This window comes from Nocardia sp. NPDC051750, assembly GCF_044453135.1.
In the GTDB taxonomy this organism is placed as follows: Bacteria; Actinomycetota; Actinomycetes; order Mycobacteriales; family Mycobacteriaceae; genus Nocardia.
The window spans coordinates 567537-591207 of the sequence record NZ_JBITCK010000006.1; the positions used below are offsets into that span (position 1 = coordinate 567537).

Annotated in this window: 18 protein-coding genes and 1 pseudogene; 14 read left to right on the top strand and 5 right to left on the bottom strand. The window is 67.8% G+C overall.

The features are described from left to right. The first annotated feature begins 102 nt into the window (after positions 1 to 102). Genes ACIA75_RS27415 through ACIA75_RS27440 form a run of 6 tightly spaced genes read left to right on the top strand, consistent with a single transcriptional unit; the run spans position 103 to position 6753 of the window. Positions 103 to 1176, top strand: coding sequence for a CBS domain-containing protein (locus ACIA75_RS27415; RefSeq protein WP_397108898.1), 1074 nt, complete (start codon positions 103 to 105; stop codon positions 1174 to 1176). Beyond that, complete coding sequence (gene acsA / locus ACIA75_RS27420; RefSeq protein ID WP_397108900.1) at positions 1173 to 2963, top strand: acetate--CoA ligase; 1791 nt, start codon at positions 1173 to 1175, stop codon at positions 2961 to 2963. Before ACIA75_RS27415 ends, acsA begins: the two co-directional genes overlap by 4 nt. Positions 2964 to 2965: 2 nt before the next feature. After that, positions 2966 to 3964 (top strand): pyruvate dehydrogenase (acetyl-transferring) E1 component subunit alpha, encoded by a 999-nt coding sequence (gene pdhA / locus ACIA75_RS27425; RefSeq protein ID WP_397109126.1) that lies wholly within the window; start codon positions 2966 to 2968, stop codon positions 3962 to 3964. Continuing rightward, on the top strand, positions 3961 to 4932 hold the full coding sequence (locus tag ACIA75_RS27430) for an alpha-ketoacid dehydrogenase subunit beta (protein ID WP_397108902.1): 972 nt from the start codon (positions 3961 to 3963) through the stop codon (positions 4930 to 4932). The genes pdhA and ACIA75_RS27430 overlap by 4 nt, the downstream gene beginning before the upstream one ends. A 1-nt stretch (position 4933) precedes the next feature. Next, on the top strand, positions 4934 to 6499 hold the full coding sequence (locus ACIA75_RS27435) for a dihydrolipoamide acetyltransferase family protein (RefSeq protein ID WP_397108904.1): 1566 nt from the start codon (positions 4934 to 4936) through the stop codon (positions 6497 to 6499). Beyond that, on the top strand, positions 6496 to 6753 hold the full coding sequence (locus tag ACIA75_RS27440) for an acyl carrier protein (RefSeq protein WP_397108906.1): 258 nt from the start codon (positions 6496 to 6498) through the stop codon (positions 6751 to 6753). Before ACIA75_RS27435 ends, ACIA75_RS27440 begins: the two co-directional genes overlap by 4 nt. A gap of 117 nt (positions 6754 to 6870) precedes the next feature. On the opposite strand, the gene ACIA75_RS27445 is transcribed toward ACIA75_RS27440, so the two are convergent. Next, positions 6871 to 7335 (bottom strand): flavodoxin domain-containing protein, encoded by a 465-nt coding sequence (locus ACIA75_RS27445; RefSeq protein ID WP_397108908.1) that lies wholly within the window; start codon positions 7333 to 7335, stop codon positions 6871 to 6873. Between the two features lie 232 nt (positions 7336 to 7567). Between ACIA75_RS27445 and ACIA75_RS27450 the strand changes: the two genes are divergently transcribed. The 3 genes from ACIA75_RS27450 to ACIA75_RS27460 all read left to right on the top strand — a co-directional run bounded on the left by ACIA75_RS27450 (position 7568) and on the right by ACIA75_RS27460 (position 8995). Beyond that, positions 7568 to 8239 carry a DUF2267 domain-containing protein gene (locus ACIA75_RS27450; protein ID WP_397108910.1) on the top strand — a complete coding sequence of 224 codons (672 nt, stop codon included), beginning with the start codon at positions 7568 to 7570 and terminating at the stop codon, positions 8237 to 8239. Between the two features lie 2 nt (positions 8240 to 8241). Then, positions 8242 to 8439, top strand: coding sequence for a hypothetical protein (locus ACIA75_RS27455; protein ID WP_397108912.1), 198 nt, complete (start codon positions 8242 to 8244; stop codon positions 8437 to 8439). Between the two features lie 295 nt (positions 8440 to 8734). Then, entirely contained in the window at positions 8735 to 8995 is a 261-nt protein-coding gene (locus tag ACIA75_RS27460; RefSeq protein WP_397108914.1) for a DUF1918 domain-containing protein, read from the top strand. 31 nt (positions 8996 to 9026) lie between these two features. Here the strand turns inward: ACIA75_RS27460 and otsB are convergent, their stop codons facing one another. From otsB to ACIA75_RS27475, 3 genes and pseudogenes are all read right to left on the bottom strand, one after another. Beyond that, entirely contained in the window at positions 9027 to 13013 is a 3987-nt protein-coding gene (gene otsB, locus ACIA75_RS27465) for a trehalose-phosphatase (protein WP_397108916.1), read from the bottom strand. A gap of 324 nt (positions 13014 to 13337) precedes the next feature. After that, positions 13338 to 14338 (bottom strand): annotated as a pseudogene (locus ACIA75_RS27470) (zinc-binding alcohol dehydrogenase family protein). A gap of 26 nt (positions 14339 to 14364) precedes the next feature. Then, entirely contained in the window at positions 14365 to 14814 is a 450-nt protein-coding gene (locus ACIA75_RS27475) for a pyridoxamine 5'-phosphate oxidase family protein (RefSeq protein WP_397108918.1), read from the bottom strand. A 410-nt stretch (positions 14815 to 15224) separates the two neighbouring features. Here ACIA75_RS27475 and ACIA75_RS27480 point away from each other — a divergent pair, with 410 nt between their 5' ends. The 5 genes from ACIA75_RS27480 to ACIA75_RS27500 all read left to right on the top strand — a co-directional run bounded on the left by ACIA75_RS27480 (position 15225) and on the right by ACIA75_RS27500 (position 22655). Further along, positions 15225 to 16130 (top strand): GyrI-like domain-containing protein, encoded by a 906-nt coding sequence (locus ACIA75_RS27480; protein WP_397108920.1) that lies wholly within the window; start codon positions 15225 to 15227, stop codon positions 16128 to 16130. A 238-nt stretch (positions 16131 to 16368) separates the two neighbouring features. Then, complete coding sequence (locus ACIA75_RS27485) at positions 16369 to 17016, top strand: response regulator (RefSeq protein WP_397108922.1); 648 nt, start codon at positions 16369 to 16371, stop codon at positions 17014 to 17016. A 76-nt stretch (positions 17017 to 17092) separates the two neighbouring features. Next, positions 17093 to 18832 (top strand): GAF domain-containing protein, encoded by a 1740-nt coding sequence (locus tag ACIA75_RS27490; protein ID WP_397108924.1) that lies wholly within the window; start codon positions 17093 to 17095, stop codon positions 18830 to 18832. A gap of 215 nt (positions 18833 to 19047) precedes the next feature. After that, positions 19048 to 19950 (top strand): universal stress protein, encoded by a 903-nt coding sequence (locus tag ACIA75_RS27495; protein WP_397108926.1) that lies wholly within the window; start codon positions 19048 to 19050, stop codon positions 19948 to 19950. 8 nt (positions 19951 to 19958) lie between these two features. Continuing rightward, the gene (locus ACIA75_RS27500) at positions 19959 to 22655 is read left to right on the top strand and encodes a cation-translocating P-type ATPase (protein WP_397108928.1); all 2697 of its coding nucleotides are present in this window, start codon (positions 19959 to 19961) and stop codon (positions 22653 to 22655) included. Here the strand turns inward: ACIA75_RS27500 and ACIA75_RS27505 are convergent. Continuing rightward, positions 22648 to 23637, bottom strand: a complete 990-nt coding sequence (locus ACIA75_RS27505; RefSeq protein ID WP_397108930.1) for an Acg family FMN-binding oxidoreductase — start codon at positions 23635 to 23637, stop codon at positions 22648 to 22650. The two genes, ACIA75_RS27500 and ACIA75_RS27505, sit on opposite strands and share 8 nt — an antisense overlap. Positions 23638 to 23671: the final 34 nt, after the last annotated feature.

Below are 23671 nucleotides of genomic sequence, written 5' to 3' on the forward strand. Positions count from 1 at the left end.
GTTTTCGCCTGTGGAGGAGAGAGGCCGGCCGGACCCACACTTGTTCCGTGGATGCTCCGGTCGCCGAGATCGAGATCGCCGGCCGGTGAGAGGAGCCGTGCCATGAGACATATGACAGTCGCCGAAGTGATGACCGCAGATGTCGTCGGCGTCGACATGGACACCTCCTTTCACGATGTCGTGCAGACACTGGCTCGGCATCGGATCAACGGCGCGCCGGTGCTCGATGCCGACAAACACTGCGTCGGCATGGTGACCGAAGCCGATCTCCTCGCCCGGCAGGCACGTCTCGGTGGCCCGATCCCGGGCACCGTGTGGTCGGCGGTGTGGCGGAAGATGTTCGCCCGCAAGAGCGAGGCGGTCACCGCAGGGCAGCTGATGAGCGCACCGGTGGTCACGATCATGTCCGAAACCAGTGTGTCGGCCGCGGCGGCCACACTAGCCCGGCACGATCTGCACTCCGCCCCGGTGATCGATGCCCGCGGACACCTGGTCGGCATCGTGAGCCGCAAAGACGTACTGGGTGTGTATCTGCGCCCGGACGCCGAACTGGCAGCGGTGATCCGGGACAGCGTGCTGCGCCGCGGATTGCAGCTGCCGTCCAGCGCGGCCTCGGCCGAGGTACACGACGGTGTCGTCACGCTGAAGGGCGCGACACAGCCGAGCATGATCGGACTGATCGGTGCACTGGTCGCGGCCGTCGACGGTGTTGTCGGGGTGCGCAATCTGCTCATCGCCGATACCGCCAGCGCACTGATGCATGTGGGTGTGCACAGCCTCACCGCTCAGGAATCGGTCGCCGCGGCCGCACGACGGATGCGCGCCGCGAATATCGGGTCGTTATTGGTCCTCGACGAAGCCGGGGCGGTGACCGGTATCGTCACCGATCGCGATCTCGCGCTGCGCTGCGTGGCCGACGGTATGGACGCGGAACAGACAGCAGTCGGCGCCGTCGCATCGGGCGATGTCGTCACGGTGGATGCCGACCGCCACGTCGGCGAGGTCGTGGCGACCCTGCGCGAGCACAGGCTTCATCGCGTACCGGTCGTCTCGCACGACCGCCCGGTCGGGATCGTTTCCGAAGCGGATATCGCCCGCCGGCTTCCGCGCGATACCTGCGGGAAACTGATGGCGGATCTGCACGCCCCACAGCAGACCGGGACCACCCGAAAATGATGGAGTACGAGCCGGCTCGCTGGGGTTCTATCGAGAAGCCCGCCGCACAGCGGACGCAGGCGAACCTGACCGATTACGGTCGCGCCCGCGCCGACTTCGATTGGGACACCGCGGCCCGCGAACTGGCGATGCTGCCCGGCGGCGGCCTGAACATCGCCTACGAGGCGGTCGACCGCCATCTGGATACGCCGCGTGCCCAGGCGCCGGCATTGCACTGGCTGCGTGACCCCGCCGGCCGTGTCACCTTCTCCTATTCGGATCTGGCGATATCGAGCAACCGGTTCGCCGGTGTCCTGCGCGAACTCGGTGTCGCCCGCGGCGCACGCGTGTGCACCCTGCTCGGCCGCAGTCCCGAGCTGTACATCGCCGCGCTCGGCGCCTGGAAGGCCGGGTGCATCGTCTCACCGTTGTTCTCCGCCTTCGGTCCGGAGCCGGTTCGGCAGCGTATGGCCATCGCCGGAGCAGAAGTGCTCGTGACCAGCCGAGCCCACTATCGGCGCAAAGTCGCGCCGATCCGCGACGGTTTGCCCGCATTGCGTTATGTGCTCATCGTCGATGCCGAGACAGCCGAATCCCCTGATGGTCACCTCGTCGACCTGCGTGCGGCCATGGCCGCGGCCGCGCCCGAGTACACCATCGTGCGCACCGAGCCCGAGGATGCCGCGCTACTGCATTTCACCAGCGGCACCACCGGGACGCCGAAAGGTGCGGTGCATGTGCACAATGCGGTGCTCGCGCACCGGGTGACCGCACGCTATGCCTTGGATCTGCGGGGCGGCGATATGTTCTGGTGCACCGCCGATCCCGGCTGGGTCACCGGAATGTCCTACGGCGTGATCGCGCCGCTGAGCCTGGGCGCCACGCTGGTCAGCGACGAGGCCGAGTTCGACACCCGGCGCTGGTACGACATCCTGACCGCCGAAGGCATCACGGTCTGGTACACCTCCCCCACCGCGCTGCGCATGCTGATGCGGCATGGAGACGACCTGCCGCCGGGAACCGATCTGTCGCATCTGCGTTTTATCGCCAGTGTCGGCGAACCACTCAACCCCGAAGTCGTGGTGTGGGGCGAACGAGCGTTGGGCAAGCCCGTGCACGACAACTGGTGGCAGACCGAGACCGGCGCCATCATGATCGCCAATTTCGCTGCCGAACAAGTCCGGCCGGGCTCCATGGGCCGGCCCCTGCCCGGTATCCATGCCACGATCCTGCGCCGCGGTCCCGGAGGCCGGCCACTGGTACGCGGGGTCGTCCAGGAAGCCGACGCCGGCGAGATCGGCGAACTGGCGTTGCACACCGGCTGGCCGTCGATGTTCCGCGAGTACTGGCAGCAGCCACAACGCTACGACAAAACCTTCATCGGACCCTGGTATCTGTCCGGTGATCTGGCTCGCCGGGACGCCGACGGCTACTACTGGTTCGTCGGGCGCGCCGACGATGTCATCAAGTCCGCCGGACACCTGGTCGGACCGTTCGAAGTGGAAAGCGCGCTGATGGCGCACCCGGCTGTCGCCGAGGCCGGTGTCATCGGCACCCCGGACCCGGTCGCCGGGCAGCTCGTCAAGGCTTTCGTCCTGCTGCGCCCCGGCTACACCGGTTCCGGCCAGTTACACGACGAGTTGCTGGCCTTCGGCCGTCGCGCCCTGGGTGCCGTCGCCGCCAAGGAGATCGTCTTCGTCGACAGCCTGCCGCACACACGCAGCGGCAAGGTGATGCGGCGGCTGCTGCGGGCCCGGGAACTCGGGTTGCCCGAAGGTGATGTGTCGACCTTGGAGGCCCCGCCATGACCATGACCGAATCCCCGGCCGGAGCGGCACCCGCTCGTACCGACCCCGCCCACCGGATCGAGCTCCTGCGCCAGATGATGCGTATCCGGCGTTTCGAAGAACGCTGTATCCAGCTCTACAGCACCGAGAAGATCCGGGGATTCCTGCACCTCTATATCGGCGAGGAGGCCGTCGCGGCGGGTCTCCTGAGTGAGATCGACACGGGCGACGCGGTGGTCTCGACCTATCGCGAACACGGACACGCGCTCGCGCGCGGCATCCCGATGACCGCATTGATGGCGGAAATGTTCGGGCGCAGTACCGGATGCAGTGGCGGCCGCGGCGGTTCCATGCACCTGTTCGACGCCCAGCGGCGGTTCTACGGCGGAAACGCCATCGTCGCCGGCGGTCTGCCGCCGGCGCTAGGTCTCGCGCTGGCGGACGCACTCACCGATACGCCCCATGTCACCGTCTGTTTGTTCGGTGACGGCGCCTTCGCCGAAGGCGAATTCCACGAATGCGCCAACCTCGCCGCCCTCTGGCACCTACCGGTGCTCTTCGCCTGCGAGAACAACCAATACGCAATGGGCACCGCATTGCGCCGGGAACACGCCAACACCGATCTGGCCCTCCGCGCGGCCGGCTACGGAATGGCATCGTGGCCCGTCGACGGTATGGACGCCGAAGCAGTCGCCACAGCGACCCGCCGCGCGGTCCAGTCGATCCGGGGCGGCGGCGGGCCCTGCTTCCTGGAGTTCCGTACCTACCGCTTCCGCGCGCATTCGCTCTACGACGCCGACCGCTATCGCGACAAAGCCGAGATAGAGCAATGGAAGACCCGTGACCCGATCACCCGGCTGTCCCGGCAACTGCGCGATTCCGAAATCCTCGACGACCGCAGGTATGCCGAGATCGAAACGGAGATCGACGCCGAAATCGACACCGCCATCGGCGAAGCCGAGGCCGCACCACTGGAACCCGTCGCCGACCTGACCCGCCATGTGTACGCGGAGCGGCTATGACCACCACCTATCGGCAGGCGTTGACCGACGCGCTGCGTGAAGCCCTGGACCGCGATGAGCGGGTGTTCCTGATGGGCGAGGATGTGGGCGCCTACGGCGGCTGCTTCGGCGTCAGCCGTGGCCTGCTCGACGATTACGGGCCGCACCGTATCCGTGACACTCCGCTGAGCGAATCGGCGTTCGTCGGTGCGGGCATCGGTGCGGCGATCGCCGGCCGGCGCCCGATCGTGGAGATCATGACCGGCAACTTCAGCCTGCTCGCGCTGGACCAGATCCTCAACAACGCCGCTACCCTGCGGCATATGTCGGGCGGGCAACTCGGTGTGCCGCTGGTGATCCGGATGGCCACCGGAGCCGGTCGCCAACTCGCCGCACAACATTCGCACAGCCTCGAATCCTTCTACGCCCACCTGCCCGGCCTGCGCGTACTGTCCGCGGCCACCGTGGCCGACGCACGAGGCATGCTGTGGCCCGCCCTGCAGGATCCGGATCCGGTGGTGATATTCGAACCGATCGCCCTGTACAACACCAGCGGCGAACCCCCCGGCCCGGATACCGTCACCGAGATCGATACGGCCGCAGTCGCCCGGCCGGGCAGCGACGTCACCGTCGTCGCCTATGGGGGCACCCTGCACACAGCGCTGGCCGCCGCCGACCAGCTCGCCGAGGCCGGCATCGACGCAGAGGTGATCGATCTGCGCACTCTGCGACCGCTCGATACGGCCGCGATCCTGGAGTCGGTGAGCCGTACCCATCGTCTGGTGATCGTCGACGAGGGCTGGGGCCGGGCCGGGATAGCCGCCGAGGTCGCCGCGGCGACCGCGGAGCACGCCTACTACGACCTGGACGCACCGATCCGGCGGGTGTGCACCGCCGACGTGCCGATCCCCTATGCGCGACAGCTCGAAGAGGCGGCCCTGCCCTCGGCCGGAGCCGTCGTCGAGGCGGTGCGCGAGGTGGTGAGCTGAGATGGCCGAATTCAGGATGCCGTCACTGGGCGCCGATATGGTCGAGGGCACCCTGCTGCACTGGTATGTGCGGCCCGGCCAGGTCGTCCACATCGGAGATGTGGTCGCCGAGGTCGACACCACGAAGGCGGCGATCGAGGTGGAAAGCTTCGACGACGGGATCCTCGCAGCGATTCTGGTACCCGAAGGCGCCACGGTTCCGGTAGGAACGCCCCTGGCAACCATCGAACCCGCCGCAGGACCGTCCGGCACATCACCGCCCGTCGAACGTGCCGACGGTGAAACCGCGCCGGAAGACACCCCGTCAGGTACCCAACCGGATACAGCCACCACACCGGCAGCCGATCACACCGGCCCCGCCCCGTTGCCGCCGCCCACTGCTGATGCGCGACCCGGTGATCGTGGGATCTCACCGCCGGCCGGTGGCGGGACGGGAAAGAAGACCGGGCACGACCTCCATGCCACTCCACTGATCAGGAAACTGGCCGAGGAAGCCGGAATAGATATCGCCACCGTCCACGGTTCCGGTCCCGCGGGCCGCGTCGTGCGCGCGGATATCGATCGGATCAAAGCCGCCGCAAGCTCGAATGAACCGAGCCCGGAGACCGAGAGAAGATCAGCTCGTCCTGCACCCACCCCCAGCACAGTCCGCGGCGGCCGAGCTGCGCAGGGCGCACCGAAGACGTATACGGGCCGCGCGTCGGGGTACGCCCGTCGTCTGGCCTCCGCATCAGGTATCGAGTTGAGCGGTGTGCAGGGCTCGGGCCCCGACGACGCGGTACGCGCACGAGACGTCCCTACCGGCACATCCGAGCGACCCCCGCCCGATACCGTCCACCCGCGACCGCCGCGGGACGTACCGGGAGACAACGCGACCGCGGAAACCCCCCGGCGCTCCCCCGCGACTGCCCGCCAGATGATCGCTGCGGCGATGACACGGTCGAAACGCACTGTGCCCCACTACTATCTGTCGAGCACTGTCGATATGGACGCTGCGATGCGGAGGCTACGGACAGTCAACGGGCAGAAGCCGGTACCGGAGCGCATCGTGTCATCGGCGCTGCTGCTGTGCGCCGCGGCCCGCGCGGCGCGCTCGGTGCCTGAACTCAACGGCTTCTGGCTCGACGAAGAATTCCGGCCCGCACCCGATGTGCATGTGGGCATGGTGGTGTCGCTGCGCGAGGGCGGCATCCTGGTGCCGACCATTTCCGACGCCGACCACCTGTCCGCCGCCGCGATGATGCGGTCCGTACGCGATGCGGTAGCGCGGACCCGGGCCGGCCGGCTGCGCTCCCGTGACACCGTGCAGGCCACCATCACCGTAACCAGCCTCGGCGATCTGGGGGCGGACGCGGTCTTCGGCGTGATCCCGGTCCCACAGGTCGCGATCGTCGGATTCGGTGCCGTCACCGAAAAGCCCTGCGCGGTCGCCGGAATGGTGGGCGTCCGCCCACAGGTCACCGCCACTCTGTCCGCCGACCACCGGGCGAGCGACGGGGCCGTAGGGGCGCGTTTTCTGCGCTGTCTCGCCGATCACCTACAAGATCCGGAGGAGTTGTGCCCATGACCACTGGAATGGCTTCCCGCGCGGAAGCAGTCGCTCTTGTCCGGCAGTCGCTCAGTGGCTTCGTCACCGACGCCGAGCTGGCCGAGCTGGGCGAGACACAGCCGTTGCGCAGCACACTCGAACTCGACTCGATCGACTTTCTCACCTTCGTCGAACGGCTCGCCGCAGGCAGCAACCGAAGGATCGATGAAGACGACTACCCACGCCTGTCGACAATCGAATCCTGCGCGCAGTTCCTCACCGAAAGCCGTTAGGGGGCACACCGTCCGCCGCGGGATCAGGGATGGATAACATGTGTGCCCGCCGCGGGCAGGCCCAGCGAGTTACCGATTCCGGTGGCCCACCCTTGAATGGCGGACCAATCCCGCAGATCACCGTAGCGGCCACCGCCCATGAGACGGTAGAGCGTTCGTGCCTTCCGGGATACGCCATGACGCTCGTAGACCCCGGCGAAGGCACGATAGTCGATAGTCACGGGCGTGTACCGCATCACGCAGGGCCGCGATCTTCTCGGGAACAACCCGCCCGATGCGCCGTCCGACCGGACCGCGTAACGCCGGTCCGAGCCCGACACCGAAGAGGCGGACATCGGTTGCGGCCAGCTCCGCGCGATTACGGCCGATATAGTCCACGGCCGCAGGCAGGAAATCCATATTGTGGATCGCGCTGCCGAGGATCACCATGTCGAAGCCGGCGAGGCCGGGTGCGTAACCGACCTCGCGCAAGTGCACCTCGGCGCCGCGGTCTGCCAGATCAGCGGCGACGAACTCGGCGATATCGCGGGTGGAACCCTGTTCCGTGGCGTAGATGACCGCCACCTTCCTGGTCGGAGTCATGACCCGAGTGTCGCCCGCTTCCGGACGCCTCCAGCAGAGTCGACCGGCCTCTGCCTCGGGGACCATCGACCCGCCGGATCCGCCCCGGGCGTGAGATCCGGGCAATCGGCTGTGGTCGGGACCATCGCCCCGGGCATCGGCGACTTCCGGCCCTGCACGGGCGCGGTCCGGGAATCGAGGCTGGAAATGCACCCCACCGGTGTTCTCGGACGAGCCGCGAGGAGGCGACCGCATGGCGCACCGTAATGATCCGCTTGCCGCAGGAGTTCACACGGCGCACGCATGGTTGAACGCTGTCGCCGACGAACTGGGCACCGAGGACCGCCAGTTCGCCTTCCGTGCGCTGCGCGCGTGGATGCACACCGTCCGCGACCGGCTCGGGGTGTCCAACGCTGCCCATGTGAGCGCGCAACTGCCCGAACTCCTTCGTGGCGTGTGGTACGAGGGCTGGGTTCCCGCCAGAGTGCCGATCCGGCACGGTGTCGCCGCGTTCATCGATCAATTCGCCGAACAAGCGCGCATCGACCGCGCCGAGGTCGTGCCGATCGCCGGGAAGATCACCCGGGCACTGGAACATCTCTTCGCGCCCGGCCAGCTGACCCGGGTTTTCGCGGTGCTACCCGGCCCCCTCGGCATTGCCCTGTGGGGTGATTTCCTCGGCGAGGAGCACGAGACCGCCTACGTATCCCCGTCGCCGTCCAGGCGACTCACACCCGACCGGAACAACGATCTCGCCCAGCAGCTCCGGACCCTGGGCGAGGCGGTGGCGGTACTGGCCCGTGGACTCGAGCAGTTACCCGCGCTGCCCCCGGACGAGCGACGGGTTGCCGCCGCGGCGCAGTCGGCGCACCGCATTCTGCTGGCCGAAGGACTGGTGGACCAGAGTGCGACGGAAGTGAGTTGAGAATGGCACAGCCTCCGGTGTTCTTCCAGGACCGTCGCGGCACCGGGCGAACACTGTCCCGGTTGCCGGCGCATTGTCGTGGCGACCCCGACGTGAGGGTGCTGGGGTCGGCGCGCGGCGGTCTGCCGGTCGCCTGGGAAGTCGCCGCCGCACCGAGTGCCCCGATGACCCTGGTGGTCCGTGAGCTGTTGCCGTCGTAGGTAGCTCTTCACGTTCTGCCGCCGTCGCCGGAGGTGCGTTCGAGTCCGTTGCCATCGGTAACGCCGGTGGCTGCGTCATACGCTGCGGCAAGCCGCTCGAGCGGACCCGGGCCCTGCCTGCCGACCGGCGCGGCATCGAGGTGCCGGGTGCGCAGGTCCTGCATGAGTTCTTCGATGAACCGTAGGAAACAACGTGCGACCAGCGGTGCGATAGCAAGAACGTGCCGGGTCGGCATCGTCTCGGCGTCGGCAGCGTTGCGGCACGACCGAACGGATAGGAGGAGGCCGAGTCACGATGAGAGCCCAGGTCGGGGATTGGCTGATCGTCGAAGGGCGCGCACTCGGTGGCGCCGTTCACCGGGGATTGATCGAAGAAGTCCACGGCGCCGACGGGGCGCCACCGTACCTCGTGCACTGGACCGACACTGAGACCCGCGCGCTCATGTTTCCCGGTCCCGACGCTCGTGTGGTGACGAGCGCGGAGTTACGGGCCGAGGAGGAGGTCGTCACGAACCATTTCTCCTCGAAGCACTACCGGCCGCGGACGCGCACCTGACGGTAGCGAGGTATTCCGGCCGAAGTGTTCGCTACGTATCCGTCGACGGGGCCGGACTGTCCTCCAGGCACACGGTGTTCCCCGGCGACAACCGGGCCGCCTGGTCCCGGCAGACGATATCGATCGGCGGCGCGTCCCCGGGTTCGGAACCTATCTCGACTCTCCTGCCGCCGACTCGCACCATCAGCCGATGACCTCGGTACAGCATGGGAAACGACAGCGTACCCAGCGTTTCCGGCCAATAGGGGCAGAAGATGAGCCGGCCACCGCGCACCTCCAGCCCGGTGAAGCAACGCTGGAGCAGGTCGACGCTGCCCGCCATCGCGGCCAGGTGGATTCCTTCGCCTGTCGTCCCACCCTGGATATCGCCCACATCCGATTCGACCACCCGCGCGAAGAATTCCAGGGCGCGTTCCCGGTTGGCGCGGGCGAGCACCCAGGAATGCACGAGGGCGCTCAAGGTCGAACCGTGCGATGTCCGGGTCAGGTAGTAGTCGATCGTTCGAGGAATCATCTCCCCCGGTAACTCGTAGCCGAGGCGTGCGAACAGTTCGCGGAGTTCGTCCGCGGAGAACAGGTAGAACAGCATGAGCACATCGGCTTGTTTTCCCGCGCGGTACCGGCCGATATCGTCGCCCTCGGCTTCCAGTATCCGGTCCAGCCGCTGGATATCGCCGTAACGGCGGCGGTAGTGCTCCCAGTCCAGTTCTTGTAGCCGGTCGTAGCCCTCGAACTGACTGATGACACCGTCGTGGAAGGGCACGTACATCCGGTGGGCGACCTCGCGCCAATGCGATGGTTCCCCGGATGCCACACCGAGGCGCTCGAGCAATTCGGCGCGGGCGCGGGGGGCGATCACCTCGAGCGCTTCGAGTGCGCAGTGGATCGTCCAGGCGGCCATGACATTGGTGTAGGCGTTGTTGTCGACACCCGCTCCGGGCGCGCCCGGGTATCCGGCGTGGAATTCGTCCGGGCCGATCACGCCGGTGAGTACACAGCGGTCGAGCCGCGCATCGAAATCGGCCAGTGCCGCCCAGAACCGGGCTGTTTCCACCAGTAGCTCGGCGCCACGCTCGGTGAGGTACTCCAGATCGCCGGTCGTCTGGTAGTACTGCCAGACGGTGTAGGCGACGGCGGCGCCCACATGATGTGCACGCCGGCTCGGATCCGGATTCCACCGGCCCGACAGCGGATTGAGGTGGAGCTGCTGGCTCTCCTCGCGCCCGTCGCTTCCGGACTGCCAGGGAAACATCGCTCCGGCGAGCCCGGCCGCGGCGGCCGCCCGGCGGGCTTCGGGTAGTCGCCGGTACCGGTAGCGCAGCAGTGATCGGGTCAGCCCCGGAAATCGTGGGGTGAGGACGGGCAGCACGAACAGCTCGTCCCAGAAGACATGGCCGCGATAGGCCTCACCGTGCAGGCCGCGCGCGGGAACTCCGGCGTCCAGGTCGGCTGTGCTCGGCGACAGCGTCTGGATCAGATGGAGCAGATGCAGGCGCAGGGTTCGCACCGAGCCGTGGTCGTCGAGGTCGATGCGCAGACGTCCCCAGATCCGATCCCAGGCCGCGGCGTGGCCGGCGAACAAGGTTTCGTAGTCCTGCGCGGTCTCCAGCCCTCGCGCTGCCTCGTCGTCGGGTCCGGCCGAGGCGTTATCACGACCTGTGCACAACACCACCGTTTTCTCCAGGACGACCGGTTCCCCTTCCCTGGCTTCGACGGTGAACTCGTGGCCGATAGACCTTTCCCCGCAAGCGATCTCCGGCACTTCCGCTGCACCGGATCGCAGGATGTTGCGGATCGCGAGGGTTATCGGGACCAGCGAACTGTTGGTCTGTGTCGCCAGGAGCGCCGAATCCTCGGACAGCCGGGTTGTGCGCACCGCGCCCAGATGCGTGCCGGACAGGTCGCGGTAACGCTCGACGAGGCTGTTGGTCACCGATCCGTCCACGGTCGAGCGAAGGCACAGCGTCCCGGTCCAGTTCTCGGCGGTGATCGTGGTGACGAGTGCGGCCAGGTGGGGCCGGTGTACGGCCACGAAACGCCGCTGCTCCACTCCGGTGATGCGCCCGGTGTCGTCGCGGAACCGGAACCGCCGGGTCAGTTCCGCGCGGCGGATATCCAATCGCTGGTGGTAGTCCAGCAGTTCCGCGGTATCGGGTTCGAACCAGTCGCCGTCGGATATCCGGAAGGTGACCGGCAGCCAGTTCGGCACATTCACCAGGCTCTCGTTGTCGATCTCCTGCCCCGCCACCCGGTCGCGGAGCCGGTTGTACAGGCCGGCGACATAGGTTCCGGGATAGTGCGACTCGCCCGCTCGGCATTCCGGCGCCGCACCGCGGGTGGCGAAGTAGCCGTTGCCCAGGGTGCACAGCGCTTCCCGAAGCTTCTCCTGCCCCGGGTCGTAGCCCTCGTAGACCAGTGACCAAGTCTCCGTTTCGGTTCCAGCCGGCGCGGCGCGCACGAGTTCCACCAGCCGCTGCAGAAAATTACCGACCCGGCGCGGCCCGGCCAGCGAGTAGCGGGCGGCGGTGAACCTGTCGGTGTTCTCCGCATCGTGTACGACCAGGGCGAGCCCGTCCGGCTCGATCGCGTCGAAGGCGTCCTCGTCGGTCACATCATCGCCGAGGTAAATCGGAAGAGCGGCGATATCGAGCCGGCGCAGGATCCAGCGCACCGCCTCGCCTTTGTCCCAGTCGACGTCCGGCCGCAGCTCGACGACTTTGCGACCGGTGCTGACCCGCAGACCGGCGGCACGACCGGTGTCGCGCACCGTGGTCATCACCTGTTCGGCGACCTCGGCGCCTGCGGTGCGGAAGTGCACGGCGACCGCGAAACGCTTGTGTTCGACCATGACACCCGGGATATCGCGCAGTCGCGACCTCAGGCTTTCGGCGGCATCGGTCAGGGCTGCTTCGGCGCCGGGCACCGCGTCGTGTACATGCCGGGTGCCGTCGGGAGCCATCAATTCGAACCCGTGACTGCCGGCGAGCCAGACGCCGGGTACGGGCATTCGTTCGCGAAGGTCGTCCAGACCGCGGCCGCTGATCACGGCAACCGGGCAGCGAGCAGCCAGTTCCGTGAGGGCGGTCGCCGCGCCCTCCACCATCTCGGCGACGGCCGGATCGGTGACGATCTCGGCCAGGGTCCCGTCGAAATCCATGAGCACAGCGGGTGTCTCGATACCCAGCAGGTCTGTGATCCGGGGCCAGAACTCGAATGCGTCCGGCACCTCCCCGATACGGCGAAAACCCCCGTGTACTCCTATCCGCACCGCGTCGTCGACGGCCGCATGGGCGCCCGCAGCCATCAACCGCCCGCCCCGGCCGGTCCGCTCGATTCCGAGGACCAGTGCGAAACCTCCGGCTCGTCCGGCTGCCACACCCGCCTCGGCATCCTCGACGACCACCGCCCGGGCCGGAGCGACATCCAGGCGCGATACCACCTCACACAGCATCGCGGGATCGGGCTTTCCCGGCAGTCCCAGCTCCGCGGCGTCCATCCCGTCGACCCGGACCTCGAAAAGGTGAGCGATACCGGCAGCCGCGAGTACCTGCGCGCAGTGCCGGCTGGCCGAGAAGACGCCCGTACGTATTCCCTGGAAGCGGAGCCGGCGCACCAGGGCGACGGTCGATTCGAACGCCGCCACCCCGTCGCGGGCGAGTATCTCCCGGAAGAGGTTGTCCTTTCTGTTGCCCAACCCGCAGATGGTCGCGGCCGAATCCGGATCGGCCGGTCCGCCGCGAGGCAGCTGGATATGCCGGGCAGTCAGGAAATCCTCGACGCCGGAGTAGCGGGGTTTACCGTCCACGTATTTCAGATAGTCCGCCTCGCTGAACGGCGACCGATCCTGTCCCGGGCCGGCCGGTTCCGCCGTCAGGAAGGCATCGAATGTCTCGGTCCAGGCAGCAGCGTGGATCGAGGCACTGTCGGTCACCACACCGTCCATATCGAAGATCACCGCGTCGTATCGGCGGATATCGATCTGCGGTGCCGAATCGTGAACCCCGGGCTCGATGTGCATGGAACCTACCTGTCTCGAACAGGGCTTCGTCGCTTTCGGCGGGTCCACGGACCGGCCGGGCCGGCTGGAGGATCTCGTCTACGCCGGACCGTGTCCCTATCGGGGCTCTGCTGGAGCGTTCGAACTCCTTTTCCCGCGATCCGGCAACCGGGCGCGAACACTCCGGTCGATCGCCGGATGTGGGCCGCATACTCGCCTGCACGTATCCTCCCCGATGGATCCTCGTCGGCGGGAGTGCCGAAAGTCCCTGCCGGTGCCGTTTCGGGCTCGGCCGGCCCCTCCGGGAAGCGACTCCGGACTCCTGGCCCAGGGAGCTGCGACCGGTCAGGGCACCAGGACCGCGGCCCCATCGAAACGTCCGTGCGATAGGTCGGACAGTGCCTGGTCGGCTCGGTCGAGCGGGTACCGATGGGTCGTCACGCGAAGCCGGTGGCCTGCGCGAAAGACATGAACTCGCGCGCGTCGGCCCGCGTATTGGAGGTGACACTGCGGAGCTGCCGTTCCCGGAACAGGTGGCGCTGGTAGTTGAGGGTGGGTATATCGGTGAGGTGTATGCCCGCCAGTGCCAGTGTGCCTCCCGCACCGAGCGCCTCCAGCGCGCATGGCACCAACTCTCCGACCGGTGCGAAGAGGATCGCGGAATCCAGCCGTTCCGGCGGCGGGTCCGCGGCGTGCCGGACCGACGATACGCCGAGGTCGAGCGCCAGCTCACGGGCGGCGGCGCCCCTGGTCATGACGTGGACACGGGCACCGCGGGCGAGGGCGACCTGTGCGGTGAGATGGGCACTTCCGCCGAAACCGTAGATGCCCAGTACGCCGCCGTCCGGTAAGGCCGACCGGCCGAGGGCGCGGTAGCCGATGATCCCGGCGCACAGCAGGGGGGCCAGCTCCCGATCGTCGTACCCCGTCGGCAGGGGCAACACGAAATCTGCTGGTGCCGTGACATATTCGGCATATCCGCCGTCGGCGTCCCACCCGGTGTAGCGCGACTGCGGGCACAGGTTCTCCGCGCCGCGCCGGCAGAACTCGCAATGTCCGCAGGTATATCGCAGCCAGGGGATACCGATGCGATCCCCCACCGCGAACCCGGCGTCCTTCGCGCGGCCGGCGTCGAGGACTGCCGCGACGATCTCATGGCCCGGAACCACCTGCGGGCGATGCACAGGGAGGTCCCCTTCCACCACGTGCAAGTCGGTCCGGCAGACACCGCAAGCCAGCACCCGGGCCGAGAGTTCGCCCGGCCCGGGCTCCGGGAGCGGCTCATTACGTTCGGCGATCGGGCCCCGGTCGATAGCGCGCGGAGAGTCCACCCGCCACGCGCGCATGACAGTGGGCCCTTTCCCCGGCCCGTTCACACCGCGACCTCCTCGATCACCCGCGTTCCGGAGACGAGGGTGGGTTCGATACCGATCACCGTGCCGGTCGCCGGGCCGTCCCAGGAGCCGAGCCGGCGTGTGTACTCCTCGGCCAGTTCGACGGCGGTGATGGCATGTGCCGGGCCGACGACCAGCACCGACCATCCGATCCGCCGCACCGGGTCGATATCGTCGGCTTGGTAGGCGAGAACCACCGCACGTCCGAACAATGAAACGAGCCCGCCCGACGGGCGAGTGCAGATGATGATCGCCCCGTCCGCACCGATCAAGTGGTTCACCGGACGCACCGCGGGTAGCGCGTCGTGGGTGAACACGATTCGCCCGAACGGGGCGGCGGCGAGCAATCGCAGGGCCTCCGCCCGCTCGATTCCCACGGTCCGCCGTGGACTCTCGTCGCGGGCCGGGAACCTATTCGGACCAGCCACCTGACCTCACCGCTTTCTCGGTCGACCCCTGTCTCGATCGCACCATCGAGCGGATACTCCGGACAGGGTCGAATGCCCTTTCCGCCGTGCGAGAGGTCCTGTCCTGAGCGCACGGCACCTCAGGGCTGGAACGAGCACCACATACTGGCAAGTTCAGGATCACAACTCGATCCGGTCGCGTGGGAGCTGAACTGTAGTAGCCGAAAGTCCCAGTCGCGAAGGTCGAGCGGCACTGTGCACCCGGCGTGGCCATTCGTAGCGTCGAGAGCGTCGAATGATTTCGTGGTGGACTGCTGGATGTAGGCGCTGGTGTACTCGCAGGCGCGGACTCTGTCCCTTCCGACTCCGGAGTGCGACGGAGCGGGAATCTCGGGCCATCGCACCTCGGCCCCGGCAATGAGGAGGTGATCATGCGCTATCCGGTCGGCATCGACGAGTCCGGTCCGCACACAGTGCTCGCCGTCCGTCGAACAGTGCGGACCGACCGTGCCGGAGACGATATCGGCAGCGGTATGGCCGAACTCTACGAATTGGCCCGCGAACTCGGCCGCACTCCCATCGGCCCACCGCGCACCACCTACCACGGAGACTTCCGCCCCGGATCCACGACCGACGTCGAATTCGAAGTGCCGGTCGACGGGTCCGCCGCAGGCACCGGCACAGACTTCACTATCCGCCACGCCGAGCAGCAGACCTATGCACACACCTACCATCACGGTGATTACGCAGGGGTCGGCGCCGCCTACCGTGCGATCGACAACTGGGTCCGGAATTCCGGCCTCCACGCCGTCGGCCCACCCACGGAGATCTACCATGTGGCACCGGACGAGACGGTCGCTCCCGCCGAACTGCTCACCGAGATCCGGGTTCCGGTCGCCTCGGTAGTCTTGGCCGCGCGGCCCCGCGGGGGCTTCGAAAAGATTGTCGGAACAACCCGTGAGGTACTGCGTGAACAGGGCTTCGAGATCGTCGGTGAGTTGGACATCCGGAAGAAACTGTCCGGGTCATCGGCGACCGGGTCCGGTCGCTACGTGATCATCGACGCCTACCATCCCGGCCTCGCCCGCCGGATGATGGACACCGCCGGCCGGCTCGCACCCCTGCTGCCCTGCGCCGTGAGCCTACGAGAGGAGGGCGCGCTCACCGTCATCGAAACGCTCGACCCGGACCTGCTCCGGACACACGGCGCCCTCGCTGAGCTGGAGCCGCCGGCCGCGGAGGTCAGGCAACAGCTGAAGTCGCTCCTGCGAGCCGTCGAATGCATATGCGCAGAAGACGACGAGGCACCGGACCGGCCCACGCGGGTCCCGACATAGACACGGGTCGTGCCCGGCACCGAGGCAGTGGTACACATCGAGCAGGCTCACCGGTTTCTCGACCGGACCGATCGAGCGGCCCGGGACCACCGCGCACGCCCGCCGATTTCCGTACCGACGACCGAACTCGTGGCCTGGACAAAGGGCCTTTGGTCCCGGAAAGCAGGGCCTCCGGCATCGCACAGGCCCGGTACCGGCTCCGTAGGCTATAACGATCCGTAGGCGAAAGAGGTGAGCCATGATCAGGGTCTTCTTGGTCGATGATCACGAGATCGTGCGCCGCGGCGTGGCCGACCTGATCGAATCCGAATCGGATATGGAAGTCATCGGCGAGGCAGCGAACGCCTCCCAGGCGCTCGCCCGGATTCCCGCTCTGCGCCCCGATGTCGCTGTCCTCGATGTGCGGCTGCCCGACGGCAACGGTATCGAGCTGTGCCGGGAGCTGCTCTCCGCCGGCCGGGGGCTGCGCTGCCTGATGCTGACCTCGTTCACCGATGAGCAGGCCATGCTCGACGCGATCCTGGCCGGTGCGAGCGGCTACGTCGTCAAGGACATCAGCAGCCTCGACCTGACCAGCGCCATCCGGCAGGTCGGCGCGGGTAAATCACTCCTGGACAACCGCGCCGCGGCCACGCTCATGGCGAAGTTCCGGGCCGAGGCCGAAGCCGCCACCGGACCGCTGGCCGGCCTGACCGACCAGGAACGCACCCTGCTGGCGCTGCTCGGCGAGGGCCTGACCAACCGGCAGATCGCCGGGCGGATGTTCCTGGCGGAGAAAACGGTGAAGAACTACGTGTCACGATTGCTGACCAAATTGGGCGTCGAACGCCGGACACAGGCCGCCGTCATCGCATCGAAGATGACTCCGCCCGACAAGAAGGTGTAGTTCCGGTAACGGCCGCCTCGTCCGGTTGCTTTCCGGCCCATTGGCCGGGGCCGGAGTCGGTGGAAGAATGCAGTTCATGACGCGGCGGACCTCCCCGGCGGGCGCTCGGCCACCGGTCACCGAGGCGCTGTCACAGCTGCGCCTACACGAGCTACTCGACGAAGTGCAGGACCGTATCACCCAGATCGTCGACGTGCGCGACCGGATGGACCGCCTCATCGAGGCCATGCTGTCCATCACCACCGGGCTCGATCTGGACGAAACTCTGCGATCCATCGTGCACACCGCTATCGAGTTGGTGGATGCCGGGTACGGCGCGCTCGGCGTCTACGGAACCGACAAAACGAGCGACCAGCTGGCCCAGTTCATCTACGAGGGCATCGACGACGACACCCGTGTCCTGATCGGTGCCCTCCCCCGTGGTCACGGTGTGCTGGGACTGCTGATCCAGAACCCCGAGCCCATCCGCCTCCCCAATATCTCCGGCCACCCCTCATCAGTCGGCTTCCCCGCACATCATCCCCCTATGCACAGCTTCCTCGGCGTACCGGTGAAGGTGCGCGACGAAGTGTTCGGCAACCTCTACCTCACCGAGAAGACCGGCGCCCAGGAGTTCACCGAGGACGACGAGGTCGTCGTGCAAGCACTGGCCGCGGCCGCCGGCATAGCGATCGAGAACGCCCGGCTCTACGAACGTTCGCAGGCGCGCCACAGCTGGCTGGAAGCGACCCGGGACGTCGCCACCGAACTGCTGGCAGGAGGCACGCCCCGGGAAATACTCGATCTCGTCACCGAACGAACCCTGAAACTCACCGGAGCGGCGTGCGCCTTCGTCGCCCTCCCGGAAGATCCCGACCTCCCCTGCCGAGATGTCGGCGAGCTGTCCATTACCGCTGCTGCAGGTGAGAAAGCAGACGATCTACGCGGACAACGTCTCCCGCTACAGCAATCACGAGCCGACCAGGCGTTCCGGCACGGCCGCACCGTCACCCTCGACCGCCTTCCCGGCGACTTCCTACCGGATACGAACACCGGTTGGGGACCCGCGCTGGTCCTTCCGCTGCTGGCCGGTGACGAAGTCATCGGGCTCCTCACCGCTGTACAGCCCGCCGGCAGTAACCCCCTCGACCCCGCGGTTCAGGCGATGGTGTCGGTAATCGCCAACCAGGCCGCGCTGGCTCTGCAACTCGCGGAAACTCAACAGCGGATGCGGGAACTCGATGTGGTCGCCGACCGCGACCGGATCGCCCGCGATCTGCACGATCACGTCATCCAGCGGCTCTTCGCCGTCGGTCTGGGTCTCCAGGGCACGCTGCAGCGCGCTCGCAACCCGGAAGTGCAGGCACGCCTGAGCGAAACGATCGACGATCTGCAGTCCATCGTGCAGGAGATCCGCCACTCGATCTTCGACCTGCACAGCAGCGCGGCCGCGACCTCGGCCGACTACCGCAAACGCCTGCACACTATCGTCGCCGAGCTGACCGCCGACACCGATCTGCGCACCACGATCCGGCTCGCCGGACCCCTCACCGTGCTGACGCCGCCACTGTCCGACGATGTGGAAGCCGCCCTCCGCGAGGCGGTCAGCAACGTCGTCCGGCATGCCCACGCCACCACCCTTTCGGTCGAACTGCGCGTCGACGACGCGGTAACCCTCGAAGTCACCGACGACGGAATCGGCCTGGCGCCCGAGATCGGCCGGCGGAGCGGACTGGCCAATCTGACCGCCCGCGCACAACACGCAGGCGGCAGCTGCCGGATCACCGGCAACCCGGCCGGTGGAACCGTCCTGCACTGGAGTGCCCCCCTCCCCTGAGCGTCCCGTGCCCGAGCCCCGGCCGCGCGCCGGCATCGGCCGTCCACCGGCGCCCACCTCGCTGTCCGGCGACTCGGCATAGAGCACACAGACCCACCCGGACAGGGCCGAAAGCCCGGTATTCCGGTACCCCGCCCAGTTCCGACCGACCCTGGCCGGTCGGGCCGAGCCGAAACACACTGATCCTATGCGCCGGAGCCGAAGGGGTCTATCCGATGACCAGTACCGCAGATCGTGATCCAGTTCGACCCATCGTCGTCGGTGTCGACGGCTCCGAGGCGTCCGGTCTCGCCGTGCGCTGGGCGAGTGAAGCCGCGTCCGGGCACCCGGGCGGGCTGCATATCGTCCATGCCATCGACCTGGCCGGGGCCAGAGCCGTCCGCAATGTCTACGACGCCATGGAGCCACCCGTCAGCGAGGCGATCCGCCGGCGCGGCAACGAACTCCTCGCCGAGGCCCGGCAGACCGCACTCCGGATCGACCCCGCGCTCACCGTCGAGACCGAACTCTCGGAACTGGGGCCCGCTCATCTGCTCATCGACCGATCCGCTACCGCCGAGCTGACCGTGATCGGTACCACCGGGCAAGGATCCACTATCGCTCACCTGGGCTCGACCCTGCTCGCCGTCGCGAGCCACGGGCACGGCAGGGTCGTCGTCGTACGCGGCACCGGCCACGCGACAGGCCGCCGGGAGGCTCCTGTCGTCGTGGGCTTGGACGGCTCTGCGAGCAGCGAGGCCGCCGCTGCCGCCGCCTTCGCCGAAGCCGGCTCGGGCCGGGCTCCCCTGATCGCGATCCACACCTGGCACGACTTGCGATTCCATCTGTTCGCCGGGATGCCGGAAATAATCAGCGACCCGCCTCTGGCCGAAGCGGCCGAAGCCGAGTTGAACGCCTGGCTGGCGCCCTGGACCGAGAAATACCCCGAGGTCGAGATCGTCCGGAAGACCTATCTGGCAGGACCCGACCTGCACCTCATCCACTGGTCGGAATCCGCGCGACTCGTCGTCGTCGGCAGCCGTGGCCGTGGCGGCTTCCACGGCCTGCTCATGGGATCCACGAGCAATATCGTCGTACAGCGTGCCCACTGCCCAGTCCTCGTCGCCCATCCGACCTGAAGCAGAGCGTGGCCCACGTCAGCGCACCGAATCCGTCCCCTGATCGAGGCAGCGGTGGCGGCCGGGACCCAGGTCCGCCACCGAAGCGATCCGGTCCGACCGGCGGCACGCGTGAAATCGACCCGCGTGAACCCGTCGCCGCCCTGATACGTGATCTGCGTACGACGTCGGACGGGCTCACGTCCCGGGAAGCGGCACGCAGGCTCGAGGTCTACGGCCCCAACGAATTGCCCGTGCGCCGCGGACAATCCCGGTTGGTCGCCCTGGGACGGCAGTTCAGCCATCCGCTCGCATTGCTCTTGTGGGCGGCTTCGGCACTCGCCTTCGCCAGTGGAGCAGTGGCGCTCGGTATCGCGATTCTCGTCGTGATAGTGGTCAATGCGGGACTCGCCTTCTGGCAGGAGAACCAGGCCGAACACGCCGTCCGTGCCCTGAGAGGATTCCTGCCCGACCAGGTGGCGGTCCTGCGTGACGGACAGCGGGTCCAGGTGCCGGCAGGGGCACTGGTCCGGGGCGACGCACTGCTCATCGAGGAAGGGGAACGGATCCCCGCCGACGCACGCCTGATCGCCGGAGATGTCGACGTGGACATGTCCGCGCTCACCGGCGAATCCGAAGTCCTGAATCGCAGTGCCGCCCGGCCCGACCACGCCGATCGGGCATTGGATTCGCCGGTGCTGATCTTCAGCGGTACCGCGTGCCTCGACGGCTCCGGCCGCGCGCTGGTGCACAGCACCGGCGCGCACACCGAACTCGGTCGCATCGCGGCGCTGTCCCAGCACGTACACACAGTGGAAAGTCCCCTCGAGCATCAGGTGCGGCGGGTCGCCTGGCTCATCGCCGCGGTAGCGGTGGGTGCCGGCGCGGCCTTCCTCCCGCTGGGTCTGCTCGCGGGTCTGTCCCTGAGTGCCGCGTTCCTGTTCGCCATCGGCCTCTTGGTCGCCAACGTCCCGGAGGGGCTGCTGCCGACCATCACACTCGCGCTCGCGGCAGGAGTCCGGTCGATGGCACGCCGCGGCGCGGTCGTCAAACGTCTGTCCGCGGTGGAGACACTCGGGTCCACCACGGTCATCTGCACCGATAAGACCGGCACTCTGACGATGAACGCTATGCGGGTCGTGGAGGTCACGGGCGACCCTGCCGAGACCGCCGAGATCGTCGCCCGGTGCAGTACCGCCGAGATCGGGGCACACGCCGGCGGCGACCCCATGGAGATCGCCCTCCTGAATTACGCTGCCGACAACGGCGACCCGGTGTCCCCGGAACAGCGTGACGCCGACCGCCTCGCGCTCAATCCGTTCGATTCGGGCCGGAAAATGATGTCCTCCGTGGACACCGTGGACGGAACACCCAGAGTGCACGTCAAGGGGGCACCGGAGGCGGTACTCCCGCGCTGTGCGCGCTGCCCGCCGGGCGTGACGCGGGAACAGGTCTGGGCGCAGGTCGACCAACTCACCGGGCGCGGTCTGCGGGTGCTGGCAGTGGCTCAGCGGCCCTGGGATACCGGCAGCCCGTCCGATGCCGGGCAGGTGGAGGCGGACCTGCGCCTGGTGGGTCTCGTGGGCCTGCTCGATCCGCCGCGCCCGGAGGTACCCGCCGCGGTGCGGGCCGTGCACGCCGCGGGGGTGCGGGTCCACGTCATCACCGGCGACAACGGCCGGACGGCCGCCGAAATCGCGCGGCGTGTCGGTCTCGGGGCAGACCGGGTCGTCGACGGCCCCGAGCTCGACTCTATGTCCGACGAAGAACTCGACGCCCTGCTCGCCGAACCCGGCGAGGTGGTGTTCGCCCGCGCCACACCGGAGATGAAACTGCGTATCGCCGACGCCCTACGGCACAACGGGGAGGTTGTGGCGATGACCGGCGACGGTGTCAACGACGCCCCCGCGCTGCGGCGCGCCGATATCGGGGTCGCGATGGGCCGGGGCGGCACCGACGTGGCCCGGGAGGCGGCCACGCTCATCCTCACCGACGACAACTTCGCGACGATCGTCACCGGAATCGAAGAGGGCCGCCGGGTTTTCGACAATGTACGGAAGTTCGTCCTCTACATCTTCGCCCACGCGGTCCCCGAAGTCGTGCCCTTCCTGCTGTTCGCGCTCTCCGGCGGCCTGATTCCACTACCGCTCACGGTGCTACAGATTCTCGCCATCGACCTCGGCACCGAGACCGTGCCCGCGCTGGCGCTGGGGCGTGAGCCCGCCGAACCCGGCCTGATGAGCCGGCCGCCGCGACCACGCCGGGAGGGTGTCATCACCAGATGGTTGTTGCTGCGGGCGTGGGCGCTGCTCGGGGTCGTTTCCGCGGTACTGGTGATCGGCGGATTCTTCGCCGTATTGTGCGAATCCGGTTGGCGGCCGGGAGACCCGGTGGGGCCGGATTCGCCGCTGAACCACGCCTACACCCAGGCGACCACCATGACTTTCGCCGGTATCGTCGCCTGCCAGCTCGGCACCGCCTTCGCGGCCCGCACCGAATGGGCGTCCTTGCGCTCCGTCGGTGTGGCCGGCAATCGCCTCTTGCTCGTCGGTTGCGCATTCGAAGTCGTTTTCACCGCAGCGCTCATCTATGCGCCTCCCCTGCAGAATGTCTTCGGCACCGCTGCCTTGGAGCCTTGGATGCTGATCGTGATACTGCCGTTCCCCGTGGTGGTCTGGGGCGTCGACGAAGCCGTGCGATACCGGCGCCGACGTAAGGTCAGGTAGTTGTCGTGGCGAGGATCTCGCGAAGAGGCAACCGAGGAGTCCGCTCCACAGGGTGGTCCTGCTGCGGTGGTGCACCGATCCTGACCAGGACTTGCGGTAACCGGCGCCCGCCGCCGACCAGTTCCCGGACCACCTCGCGGCTGCGTGGTACCTCGGTGAGATTAGTGAGCGGACAGGTCGCGTACCCGGCGAGCGTCGACTCCAGCAGCACCGTCGACAGCGCCTCACCGCAGCGGACCAGCTCGTCGTGGCCGTCGGAGGAGGTGGACAAGACCAGAATGGCGGCGCGGTCGGTCTCGGCCCGCTCCTCCTGTTCGGATTCGGCCCCGCGGGTCGGGAATCGCCGGCCGACGCCCACCCGCTCCTGTTCACCGGAGGATGCCAGTGCGCTTCGAGGGACTCCCGCCGCGCCGACCACATGACCCGTCCACCAATACAATTCGGCGTGATAACCCGAGTCGTAGCGGCGCAGGGAGGTGGTCATCTGCGCGGCGTGCGTCAACGTGGCACGACTGTCCTCGGGCAGCACGTCCACATCAGCGTCATAGGGATCGACAGTGGATCTCAGCACTGTTTCGAAGTCGGGCCAGCCTGCGGGCTCGCCGAACGTCCTCCGGTCGGTGTAGCGCCGGTCGATCACCTCACCACGGGCGCGTTCGGCCTCGGTGATGATCGGCGAGCGATGGAAAGTGATGTCCGCCAGATGGTTCCGGGCATTCGGATCGGGGAAGCGGGCCATCGACAGCCGCCACCCCGCCGCCGCCATCGCCGCCCGGAGATGAGCCAGGACGGCGCCGCAGCTGATCAGCATCTGCCGGCCGCTGGGATCCGTCGTCGGCAGCATCCGTTCGGGCACCGCGTGCAGGCGCAACACCCGGTCGTCGTATCGCCACAGCCAAGGCTGGCTGTTGTGCAGTGAGGGAGCCCTCCCGGCGAGGAGGACAGCCTGTTCGACCGTCGTATCACTGGGCCCTTCTGTCATGGTCACGACGCTATACACCCATCCACGGCCCGCC

What these genes read in the sequence shown, in the direction of transcription:
- ACIA75_RS27440 (WP_397108906.1), top strand. Translation starts at nt 6,496, where the DNA reads ATGACCACTGGAATGGCTTCCCGCGCGGAAGCAGTCGCTCTTGTCCGG.
- ACIA75_RS27505 (WP_397108930.1), bottom strand. Translation starts at nt 23,637, where the DNA reads ATGACAGAAGGGCCCAGTGATACGACGGTCGAACAGGCTGTCCTCCTC.
- otsB (WP_397108916.1), bottom strand. Translation starts at nt 13,013, where the DNA reads ATGCACATCGAGCCCGGGGTTCACGATTCGGCACCGCAGATCGATATC.
- ACIA75_RS27490 (WP_397108924.1), top strand. Translation starts at nt 17,093, where the DNA reads ATGACGCGGCGGACCTCCCCGGCGGGCGCTCGGCCACCGGTCACCGAG.
- ACIA75_RS27450 (WP_397108910.1), top strand. Translation starts at nt 7,568, where the DNA reads ATGGCGCACCGTAATGATCCGCTTGCCGCAGGAGTTCACACGGCGCAC.
- ACIA75_RS27485 (WP_397108922.1), top strand. Translation starts at nt 16,369, where the DNA reads ATGATCAGGGTCTTCTTGGTCGATGATCACGAGATCGTGCGCCGCGGC.
- ACIA75_RS27415 (WP_397108898.1), top strand. Translation starts at nt 103, where the DNA reads ATGAGACATATGACAGTCGCCGAAGTGATGACCGCAGATGTCGTCGGC.
- ACIA75_RS27445 (WP_397108908.1), bottom strand. Translation starts at nt 7,335, where the DNA reads ATGACTCCGACCAGGAAGGTGGCGGTCATCTACGCCACGGAACAGGGT.
- ACIA75_RS27435 (WP_397108904.1), top strand. Translation starts at nt 4,934, where the DNA reads ATGGCCGAATTCAGGATGCCGTCACTGGGCGCCGATATGGTCGAGGGC.
- ACIA75_RS27455 (WP_397108912.1), top strand. Translation starts at nt 8,242, where the DNA reads ATGGCACAGCCTCCGGTGTTCTTCCAGGACCGTCGCGGCACCGGGCGA.
- pdhA (WP_397109126.1), top strand. Translation starts at nt 2,966, where the DNA reads ATGACCGAATCCCCGGCCGGAGCGGCACCCGCTCGTACCGACCCCGCC.
- ACIA75_RS27495 (WP_397108926.1), top strand. Translation starts at nt 19,048, where the DNA reads ATGACCAGTACCGCAGATCGTGATCCAGTTCGACCCATCGTCGTCGGT.
- ACIA75_RS27430 (WP_397108902.1), top strand. Translation starts at nt 3,961, where the DNA reads ATGACCACCACCTATCGGCAGGCGTTGACCGACGCGCTGCGTGAAGCC.
- ACIA75_RS27460 (WP_397108914.1), top strand. Translation starts at nt 8,735, where the DNA reads ATGAGAGCCCAGGTCGGGGATTGGCTGATCGTCGAAGGGCGCGCACTC.
- acsA (WP_397108900.1), top strand. Translation starts at nt 1,173, where the DNA reads ATGATGGAGTACGAGCCGGCTCGCTGGGGTTCTATCGAGAAGCCCGCC.
- ACIA75_RS27480 (WP_397108920.1), top strand. Translation starts at nt 15,225, where the DNA reads ATGCGCTATCCGGTCGGCATCGACGAGTCCGGTCCGCACACAGTGCTC.